Below are 10426 nucleotides of genomic sequence, written 5' to 3'. Positions count from 1 at the left end.
GATGGCTAGCGCCTGTTGGCAATTTCCCGATGGCTAGCGCCTGCTGGCAATTTCCCGATGGCTAGCAGGACGTTGCACCAAACGCCCCTACTCAATGCCCGATTGTTCCCGGACGCTACGGGCGATCGCTGAGATATCCTCATCCCCGTAGCCCCGTGCCATTAGCCCGGTTTCAATCTGCTCGACGTAGGCGGCCATCGGCAACGTTACCCCCAGTTCTCGTGCCGCTTCCAGGGCAATGTTCAGATCTTTGCGGTGCAGTCGCACCCGAAAGCCCAGCGGATACTCATTGGCAATCATGTTGCCAGAGCGGTGGCTCAACCCCCAAGAGCCAGCCGCACCGCCGCCGACTGCCTGCACAACCTTTTCCATATCCAAGCCCGCTTTTAAACCCACCGCCATTCCTTCGGCAACTGACCAGTAGGTGCCTGCCACAATAATTTGGTTAATCGCCTTGGTCAACTGTCCTGCCCCAATTGGCCCCACATGGGTAATGGTTTGACCCATTGCGGCTAGAACCGGACGCACCCGATCCACATCAGCCGCTTCGCCCCCCACCATAATCGACAGCGTCCCCTTTTGTGCCCCTTCAGACCCCCCCGAAACCGGAGCATCTACCAGGTGAATCCCTTTTTTTGCCAGCTTTTCGGCAATTTGGCGAGTGGCTGTAGGGCTAATCGTAGACATATCAACGGCGATCGCCCCGGTTTCGGCTCCATAGATGACGCCCCCCTCCCCAGTTAAAACGGCCTCGACATCAGCGGTATCGCTAACGCAGGTAATAATCACCTCTGCACCAACGGCTACCGCCTGAGGTGACTCAGCCCGACTCGCCCCCGCTACGACTAAGGGTTCTTCGCGATCGCGGGTGCGATTATGCACCGTCACGTCATGCCCCGCCTTTAGCAAGTTCATCACCATCGGCGCGCCCATTGTCCCTAGTCCGATAAAAGCAACTTTCATAACTACCTTGTGAGTTTTTCTGCTCTTCCAGTATTCCAGTGAGCAATGTGATCAAATTCAATGTCCCCCTCAGCCAGCCTCCTCCTAGAGAGAGAAAAGCAACTAAGGCTTAGCCGCTAGACCAGCTAGCATGGCAGAATCGTTAGATAATGTTCTGTCTGCAACGCAACCCATCGCCCTTTTGTCATGACTGCATCAAGTCCTAGTCTCTCTAGCCAGTATGATCCAGCCCAGACTGAAGCCAAATGGCAACAGCGCTGGGAAGATCAGCAGATCTTTAAGGCTGATCCGAAACATGAGGGCAAGCCTTACTGTGTGGTGATTCCGCCGCCGAATGTGACGGGCAGTTTGCACATGGGGCACGCCTTTGAGATGGCGCTGATTGATTTGCTGGTGCGCTACCACCGGATGCGCGGACGCAACACCCTTTGGCTACCCGGTACCGATCACGCCAGCATTGCGGTGAGCGCCATTTTGGATCAAGAGCTGCGATCGCAGGGCAAAACCCGCCAAGACATCGATCGCGACACCTACCTAGAGCGGGCTTGGCAATGGAAAGAATCCTCTGGCGGCACCATTGTGAACCAACTACGGAAGCTGGGCGTTTCAGTAGACTGGTCGCGAGAGCGTTTCACCATGGATGCGGGCTTGTCTGATGCCGTGATGACTGCGTTTAACTGGCTCTATGAAGAAGGGCTGATTTATCGCGGCAACTATATGGTGAACTGGTGCCCCGCTAGCCAGTCTGCCGTCTCTGACCTGGAAGTTGAAAATAAAGAAGTAGACGGCCATCTCTGGCATTTTCGCTATCCCCTCACCGATGGTTCCGGCTATGTTGAGGTTGCTACCACCCGTCCTGAAACCATGTTGGGCGATACCGCTGTAGCGGTCAATCCCAATGACGATCGCTACAAAGACCTGGTTGGCAAAACCGTCATGCTGCCGATTATGGAGCGAGAAATCCCCATCATTGCAGATGAGTATGTGGATGCCTCCTTTGGTACGGGCTGCGTTAAGGTGACTCCGGCTCACGACCCTAATGACTTTGAGATGGGGCAGCGCCACAACCTGCCGATGATCACGATCATGAGCAAAGACGGCAGCATGAACGAGCAGGCAGGCATCTTTGCCGGACTCGATCGCTTTAAGGCACGAGAAGCCGTCGTCAAACGCCTGGATGACGATGGGTTTTTGGTTGAAACCGAAGATTACAAGCACTCGGTACCCTATAGCGATCGCGGTAAAGTTCCGGTGGAGCCGCTGCTGTCTACCCAGTGGTTTGTCAAAATTCGGCCACTTGCCGAAAAAGCCTTAGATGCATTGGACAACCACGAATCGCCTCAGTTTGTGCCCGGTCGCTGGCGCAAGGTCTACCGCGACTGGCTGGTTAACCTGCGCGACTGGTGCATTTCTCGCCAGCTTTGGTGGGGGCACCAGATTCCGGCTTGGTACGCAGTCAGCCAAACCGAGGGCGAAATTACCGATCACACGCCTTACATCGTCGCTATGTCAGCAGAGGCTGCCAGAGAAAAGGCGATCGCCCAGTTTGGTGAAGGGGTCGAACTGCGACAAGATCCAGACGTGTTAGACACCTGGTTCTCTTCTGGACTCTGGCCTTTTTCAACTATGGGCTGGCCCGATCAAGCCGCCGAAGATTTGCAAACTTACTATCCCACTAGCACCCTAGTCACAGGCTTTGACATTATCTTTTTCTGGGTAGCCCGGATGACGATGATGGCAGGGCATTTTACTGACACCATGCCGTTTGAAACCGTCTACATTCACGGGCTGGTGCGGGATGAAAATAATCAAAAAATGTCGAAGTCTAAGGGCAACGGCATTGATCCGCTACTGCTGATTAACAAATACGGCACCGATGCCCTGCGCTATACCCTGATTCGTGAAGTGGCGGGCGCTGGACAAGACATTCGCTTAGAGTACGATCGCGAAACGGATGAATCGGTTGCCGTCGAGGCAGCGGGCAAATTTGCCAACAAGCTGTGGAATGCCTCCCGCTTTGTGATGATGAATTTGGCGGGACAAACCCCAGCAGCCTTAGGAAAACCCGATACTGAAAATCTGGAGCTAAGCGATCGCTGGATTCTCTCACGCTTTTATCGGGTGGTGCAGCAAACCTGCGACTATATCGACGCCTACGGCATGGGCGAAGCGGCCAAAGAACTGTATGAGTTTATCTGGGGTGACTTTTGCGACTGGTACATTGAGCTAGTTAAGTCGCGCCTTCAGTCAGAGGGACTTTCCAAACAGGTGGCGCAGCAAACGCTGGCCTACGTGCTGGATGGCATTTTGCGGTTGCTGCATCCCTTTATGCCCCACATTACCGAAGAGGTTTGGCACACGCTCAACCAGGTGGGCGACGATCAGTTCTTAGCAGTGCAGGCTTATCCCAGCGTCAATACGGCGCTGATTGATGCCGATCTAGAGCGGCAGTTTGAGCTGCTGATTGGTACCGTACGCACCATTCGCAACCTCAGAGCCGAGGCCGGGGTGAAGCCTGCCGTGAAAGTGGAAGCGATTCTGCAAAGCGACGATCCGCAAGAACGGCAAATTCTCAGTGCCACCGAAGTCTATATCAAAGACCTAGCCAAGGTAAAAGCGCTGAGCGTTTCTAGCCTGGAGGAAGCTACCCCCCCAGAGACGCCAGCAACTCGCCCACAGCCTCTAGCGTCAGCCCCCGCTGATAGGGCAGAGCCATCCCCTACCCCTACCAACGCTGAGGCAGCGCCTGAAACCATCGAAATTACCTCAGAAGATATTGCCACTGAAGTGGGTGAATGGGGGCAGTCTGTTTTGACCTGGCTAGAAAATCCGCAAGCTTACTTAGGTCGTTTCTGGCGTAGCGTCCGCCGACCTGCAATTACCGTAGGGTTGCTGTTGGGTTTGCTGGTGCTGCTACAGGTGATTAGCGCTATTTTAAGAACCCTAGAAGACATTCCCTTGCTGGCGGCGCTGCTGCAACTAACAGGTTTAGTTTATGTTCTCTGGTTTGCTAGCCAGAAGCTGCTCAGTGGGCAAAAGCGCCAGCAGCTAGGGCAGCAGGCTCAAACCTTCTGGCAACAAATCAGAGGCGACGTACCTGCGAAGCTAGCCCCTGCGCCTGAACCGAAAGCTTTGCTAACGGCGGCTGATGCGCCGGATCCCCTTCTGGCTGAACCTGCCCCTAAACAAGCCAAAATGTTTGCAGGCGTAGTGGGGACGGTACAGGTGCTCATTCCTTTGACGGGCGTTGCTGATATAGAAGCGCTGCGAACCAAGCTAGAAAAAGATCTCAGCCGAGTAGAGAATGAAATTAAATCTCTTTCAGGCCGCTTAAATAATCCTGGATTTGTCAACAAAGCCCCGGCTGACGTGGTGCAGGGTGCCCGCGATGCCTTGGCGGAAGCCGAAACCCAGGCGGAAATTCTGCGCGATCGCCTGACTCGTCTATAGCTTTCTGGTGCCTAAATTGAGAATGTGAGTCGTAGGGGAAAGAGTGGGAAAGCTCGTGAAAGCGTTGTCACGAGGGACTGCTTGTGAAATTTAGCCTTGTCATCACCACTTACAACCGCCTCGACCTGCTCAAACGGGCGATCGCCAGTGCTTTAGCGCAAACCGTTCCTTGTGAAGTCATCGTCGTTGACAATGCTTCTACAGATGGCACTCAAGCTTATGTCACGGGTTTGGGCGATCGCCTGCGCTATCAGCGCAACGCCGCTAACTTGCAACATGCCGGAGCCGTCAACGCAGGAGTTGATATCGCCACGGGCGACTGGATCAAGTTTGTGGATGATGACGACTACCTCGCGCCAGACTGCATTGAGAAAATGCAAGCCGCGATCGCCCTGCGTCCGCAAGCCGTGATTTGCTCTTGTCAGGCGGCTCAGGTCAATGCTGAGGGGCAAGAACTCAGCCGCACAGCCCCTACTGGACCAGGAAGCGTATTTTATATTCCCCAAGCCGATATTCACTACGGCATGTTGCTAGAGGTGGTGCCCTTCGGCACGCCAATTCAGGTTGCAGTGCAGCGAGCGGCTTTTCTTAAATCTGGCGGCTGGGATTTAGCGATGACTAGCTGCGACGATATTGACTCTTGGATTCGGGTAGCCCAGTTTGGCGACGCGCTGTTTATTAACGAGTGCTTGGCCTATCGCACCGTTTGGCCGGGTGGCTACGACCAAAAAATTGCCCTGCAAAAACGCCTCGATACCAATCTCTTGATCAAAGAGCGCATTTACCAAAACATCAGCACCAAGCATCAGGCTAAACTGCCTGCGATCGCCGATATTCGCCGCTACCTGCATTTGCATTGGGGATTAGTCGCACTCAAACAGAAGCAAATTGCCGCAGCGATCGCCCTAGCTTACCCCGCTTTCTTTTCCGCCACGGCTTGGCGACTGCTCAAGCAAGCCCGCGCCGCTCGTAACCCCCAGACGCAAGCAGCCATCATCTCCAAACTGAAGCTGGCCTAACGCGGAAATCATAGCTATTGAGCCAGCTCTTAGTAAAGAATTTATATTAGCCGTTAATATTGCATAGGCTTAATCTAAAAGTTTTGCTTATGTTTTGGATTTGACAATCCGTTGAGAATTGGCTGCTCAGCGGCGATCCGTTTGCGGATTTTCAGAATAGACTTAGTTATATGGAAAGAGCGAAAGCAATAGACGTTTATATATGAATAAGCGGATGCGATCGCTCTAATCCTGTCCTACGTTTGCGACCACACATTGCAATCTCCTCTGGTGGGGGTGCGTAAGTACCCCCTTTCTTTCCCACCAAGCTTTTAACTCACTGTTAATAACCGTTGGCGACTCAGTCTCGGCTGAGGGCGCAATTAGGAGGTACTATGTCAAATTTTTCGAGCATTTCGCGGCGCAAGTTTTTAACCACAGCAGGGGCTACGGCTGCTGGGTCAATCTTGCTGAAAGGCTGTTTGGGCAATCCCCCATCGGCCACGGTAGAAACGGCTGCAACAACGCCCACAGCAGCGGCTCCCGTCGCGGCTGCAGATGCGCCTGAAACGGCTCAGGTGAAATTGGGCTATATTCCCATAGTGGAATCGGCGGCGATGATTATTGGTCAAGAAAAAGGCTTTTTTGCCAAATACGGCATGACCGGGGTAGAGCTATCGAAGCAGGCGAACTGGGCCTCGGCACGAGATAACGTCACCATTGGTTCTGAAGGCGGCGGCATTGATGGCGGCCAGTGGCAGATGCCGATGCCTCACTTGATTAGCGAAGGCATTATTACCAATGGCCAAAAGGTGCCGATGTATGTGCTGGCCCAACTCAACACCCAGGGCAATGGCATTGCCATCTCAGGCATCCATGCGGGCAGGGGCTTGGGTCTAGATATCACCAATGCGGCTGAATACATCAAAAATTTCTCTGCAACTGAAGGGCGTAAGTTCAAAGCGGCGCATACGTTTCCCAACGTGAACCAGGACTTTTGGATTCGCTACTGGTTTGCGGCGGGTGGGGTTGACCCCGATACGGATATCGACCTTTTGGCTGTGCCCCCGGCTGAAACCGTACAGGGAATGCGCAACGGCACGATGGATGCCTTTAGTACGGGTGACCCCTGGCCTTACCGCATTGTGGCCGATGACATTGGCTTTATGTCGGCGCTGACCCATGAAATCTGGCCGTTTCATCCCGAAGAATATTTAGCGCTGCGGGCTGACTGGGTGGATGCCAATCCTAAAGCCACTAAAGCCTTGCTCAAAGGGCTAATGGAAGCGCAGCAGTGGTGCGATCGCCCCGAAAATCGCGACGAATTAGTACAAATTTGTGCCGGACGTAATTACTTCAATATCCCGGTTGATATTTTAACGCCGCCTTACAAAGGCACCTACGAAATGGGAGACAACAAAGCCGCTTTTAACACCATCAAAGCCGGCCCGCTTTACTGGACAGACGATATCGGCAATGTGTCGTATCCCTACAAGAGTCATGATTTGTGGTTTTTAACCGAAAGTCTGCGCTGGGGCTTCCACCGCGATCAAATTCAAGATTTTGATACGGTGCAGCGGATTGTCGATGCCGTAAACCGAGAAGACCTTTGGCGCGAAGCCGCTGAAGAAGCAGGCTTTACTGCCGATATCCCCGCCGATACCTCACGCGGCATTGAAACCTTCTTTGACGGCATTAAGTTTGACCCACAAAATCCGCAAGCTTACCTCGACAGCCTCACCATCAAACGAATTTAAGCCTATCAAGCGATCCGGAAGGTGGTTTGTGGCATCGGCCTAACGCCCTGCCCCGCAAGCGCTGAGGCCGCCATCTAGTTTGAGCTTTCTAGTGATCACCGCAGCGTAGCCTCAAAAGATGCGATCGCCAATCGCATTGCCTTACGACATCAGTACAGAAGGAATCTTACAATCATGGTCGCCAATACTCGAACTCGCAACTCAGGTCTGAAACTTCCCGCGCCGCTCCACGCTTTTTGGGCTAAGCGGGCGGGGGATATTCTGCCACCGCTGATAGGTGTTTTGGCCTTTTTGGTGATTTGGCAGTTGATTTCTAGCTCAGGGTTGACCCGCTTACCGGGGCCGTTGAGTCTGTGGACGGATCAGCGGACGCGAGAACTGCTGCTGTATCCGTTTTATGACCTCGGCGGGTTAGACAAGGGCTTGTTTTGGCAAACGCTAGCCAGCTTGGGTCGCGTGGCGAAGGGGTATCTGGCGGCAGCCATAGTTGGCATTAGCGTTGGTATTTTAGTTGGCACTAATCCGCTGATTAATAAAGCGCTGGATCCGATCTTTCAGTTTTTACGCATGGTAGCGCCGCTGGCGTGGGTACCCATCGCCCTAGTAGCGCTGCAACAAAACCAACCTGCGGCCATCTTCGTGATTTTCATTACCTCTGTGTGGCCGATTTTGATTAACACGGCTGAGGGAGTGCGGCAAATTCCAGAAGACTATAACAACGTGGCTAAGGTGCTACAGCTTTCGCGCAAAGACTATTACCTCAATATTTTGCTCCCGGCAGCGCTGCCTTATATTTTCACCGGGTTGCGGATTGCCATTGGTCTGGCGTGGTTGGCGATTATTGCGGCTGAGATTGTCATGTCTGGCATTGTCGGCATTGGCTTCTTCATCTGGGATGCCTACCAGCAGAACTACATCAGCGAAATTATCTTGGCGGTGATCTATATCGGGGCAGTGGGTTTGCTGCTCGATCGCGGTATTGCCTATCTTCAAAAGCTGATTGTTCCGGGAGAGTAAGCCACCTCCTGCCGATGGGCATTGGCTTACGGCTTTTGCCCGTCTAACTCCAGCTAATAACTGACACAAAATATTGAGGACTTTCGCTATGAGCGTTTTTGTAGCCGTTGACCAGGTGGATAAGATCTTTCCCTTATCGGATGGCAGCGAATATCTTGCCCTAAAAAACGTTGATCTCGAAATCAAAAAAGGGGAATTTGTCTCTTTTATCGGCCACTCTGGCTGTGGCAAATCCACTTTGCTGAACATGATTGCAGGTCTATCGCTACCGACCAATGGCTTGGTAACGCTTGAAGGCCAGCGAATTAAGCAACCTGGCCCCGATCGCATGGTGGTGTTTCAAAACTACTCGCTGCTGCCTTGGCGCACCGTGCGCGACAACATTGCCCTGGCGGTAGATAGCGTCATGGGCGATCGCTCTAAATCTGAGCGACGCGGCATTGTCAACGAACACATTCGCATGGTGGGGCTGAGCCACGCGGCTGATAAGCTACCAATGCACCTGTCTGGCGGTATGAAACAGCGGGTAGCGATCGCCCGTGCCCTTGCCATTCGCCCCAAACTGCTGCTGCTAGATGAACCCTTTGGCGCTTTAGATGCGCTGACGCGAGGCAGCTTGCAAGAGCAGCTAATGCGGATTTGCGAAGAAAACCAGGTGACAGCGGTAATGGTAACCCACGACGTGGATGAAGCGGTGCTGCTTTCTGATCGCATTGTCATGCTTACCAATGGCCCAGGGGCTGAAATTGGCCGCATTCTCGACGTAGACATTCCCCGGCCTCGGCGTCGTATGGAAGTCGTCGAGCATCCTAGCTACTACAGCCTGCGTTCCGAAATTATCTATTTTCTCAATCAGCAAAAGCGAATTAAAAAGATGCGATCGCGTAAAGCTGGCGCTGTAGCGCGTCATGGGTTAGAAAAAGTCAACTTAGAAATTGGCTTTGTGCCTTTAACCGCCTGTGCGCCCGTGGCGATCGCTCAAGAAAAAGGCTTTTTTGCCAAGCATGGTCTAGATGAGGTGAATCTGGTGCGTGAAACCAGTTGGCGCGGCATCACAGACGGGATGCGCGGCGGCTACCTCGATGCGGCGCAAATGCCTGCGGGAATGCCCCTCTGGCTGACGCTGGGCGGCGATGAAGAACCCCCTGTCTCGGTGGTGACGGCTCTCACGATAACCCGCAATGGCAACGCCATCACCCTAGATAAACGGTTTTACGATCAAGGGGTGCATAGCCTCAGCGACTTTAGACAGGTATTGTTGCAAAGCCGCGATCGCAGACATACCCTGGGTGTCGTGCATCCCTCGTCAATGCATAATCTGCTGTTGCGCTACTGGCTGGCGGCAGGTGACATTGACCCCGACACCGACGTTTTCTTACAAAACATCCCCCCGGCTCAGATGATTGTCGATCTGCAAGCGGGTACAATTGACGGCTATTGTGTTGGCGAACCGTGGAATTTGCGAGCTACGGCTGAAAAAGTTGGCTTCACCATCGCTACTGACTTAGAAATTTGGAACGGTCATCCCGGCAAAGTATTGGGGGTACGCGAAGACTGGGCGACGGCTTATCCCAATACTCACATTGCTTTAGTCAAGGCGCTGCTAGATGCTTGCCGTTATTGTGCTCAACCCGAAAACGAACCAGAAATTCGGCGGATTTTGGCGCGGCGCGACTATGTCGGCACCGATATTGATTACATTCAGTTGGGCGATCCAAATGCGGCGGTTTGCGATTTGTCGATGCCGTTGCGGCAGTATGCCCACCATCAGTTTTTTGGCGAAGGTCGCAACCGCCCTAGTCGTACCGAACATTTGTGGATGATGACGCAGATGGCACGCTGGGGACACACCCCCTTTCCGCGCAACTGGTTAGAAATTTTGGAGCGAATTTGTAACGTCAATGTTTTTCTAACGGCAGCGCGAGAATTGGGGCTAATGGATATGAAATACAGCCGTGGCTATATCAATTTGTTTGATGGTACGCGCTTTGACGCTGAAGACCCGATTGGTTATTTGAATCAGCTTGCGATTCGCCGCGACTTTAGCGTTGCTGAAGTAACCCTCGATCAAGCCAAACCTCGCCTCGTGGCTGTTTAAGAAGTTTGCCGGGGAAGGGCAGGAGCGCCAGCGCTCACCGGGCATGAGTTGCGTTCGGTTGTTGATGGGGCATGCACCAGTAGACATCCCCTTCCCCTTTTCTCATCGGCTGGTTTCGACTCTGCTCAGCCGCCTGCTCAGTT

The 10426-nt window shown here is 53.3% G+C and carries 6 protein-coding genes; 5 read left to right on the top strand and 1 reads right to left on the bottom strand.

Annotated features, from left to right (window positions below):
- Positions 1–87 precede the first annotated feature (87 nt).
- Positions 88–963 (bottom strand): NAD(P)-dependent oxidoreductase, encoded by an 876-nt coding sequence (locus tag ACTS3T_RS19780; protein ID WP_462935439.1) that lies wholly within the window; start codon positions 961–963, stop codon positions 88–90.
- 186 nt (positions 964–1149) lie between these two features.
- On the opposite strand from ACTS3T_RS19780, the gene ACTS3T_RS19775 reads away from it, so the two are divergent.
- From ACTS3T_RS19775 to ACTS3T_RS19755, 5 genes are all read left to right on the top strand, one after another.
- Entirely contained in the window at positions 1150–4413 is a 3264-nt protein-coding gene (locus ACTS3T_RS19775) for a valine--tRNA ligase (protein ID WP_462935438.1), read from the top strand.
- 83 nt (positions 4414–4496) lie between these two features.
- Entirely contained in the window at positions 4497–5432 is a 936-nt protein-coding gene (locus ACTS3T_RS19770) for a glycosyltransferase family 2 protein (RefSeq protein WP_462935437.1), read from the top strand.
- Positions 5433–5806: 374 nt separating this feature from the next.
- The gene (locus ACTS3T_RS19765) at positions 5807–7168 is read left to right on the top strand and encodes a CmpA/NrtA family ABC transporter substrate-binding protein (RefSeq protein ID WP_462935436.1); all 1362 of its coding nucleotides are present in this window, start codon (positions 5807–5809) and stop codon (positions 7166–7168) included.
- Between the two features lie 174 nt (positions 7169–7342).
- Entirely contained in the window at positions 7343–8185 is an 843-nt protein-coding gene (gene ntrB / locus ACTS3T_RS19760; RefSeq protein WP_462935435.1) for a nitrate ABC transporter permease, read from the top strand.
- 88 nt (positions 8186–8273) lie between these two features.
- The gene (locus ACTS3T_RS19755) at positions 8274–10283 is read left to right on the top strand and encodes an ABC transporter ATP-binding/substrate-binding protein (RefSeq protein ID WP_462935434.1); all 2010 of its coding nucleotides are present in this window, start codon (positions 8274–8276) and stop codon (positions 10281–10283) included.
- Positions 10284–10426 lie beyond the last annotated feature (143 nt).

The organism is Almyronema sp. (assembly GCF_052168255.1).
In the GTDB taxonomy this organism is placed as follows: domain Bacteria; phylum Cyanobacteriota; class Cyanobacteriia; order Phormidesmidales; family Phormidesmidaceae; genus Sphaerothrix; species Sphaerothrix epifaneia.
This window is presented reverse-complemented; position numbering and strand designations above follow the sequence as displayed.

What these genes read in the sequence shown, in the direction of transcription:
- ACTS3T_RS19780 (WP_462935439.1), bottom strand. Translation starts at nt 963, where the DNA reads ATGAAAGTTGCTTTTATCGGACTAGGGACAATGGGCGCGCCGATGGTG.
- ACTS3T_RS19755 (WP_462935434.1), top strand. Translation starts at nt 8,274, where the DNA reads ATGAGCGTTTTTGTAGCCGTTGACCAGGTGGATAAGATCTTTCCCTTA.
- ACTS3T_RS19765 (WP_462935436.1), top strand. Translation starts at nt 5,807, where the DNA reads ATGTCAAATTTTTCGAGCATTTCGCGGCGCAAGTTTTTAACCACAGCA.
- ntrB (WP_462935435.1), top strand. Translation starts at nt 7,343, where the DNA reads ATGGTCGCCAATACTCGAACTCGCAACTCAGGTCTGAAACTTCCCGCG.
- ACTS3T_RS19775 (WP_462935438.1), top strand. Translation starts at nt 1,150, where the DNA reads ATGACTGCATCAAGTCCTAGTCTCTCTAGCCAGTATGATCCAGCCCAG.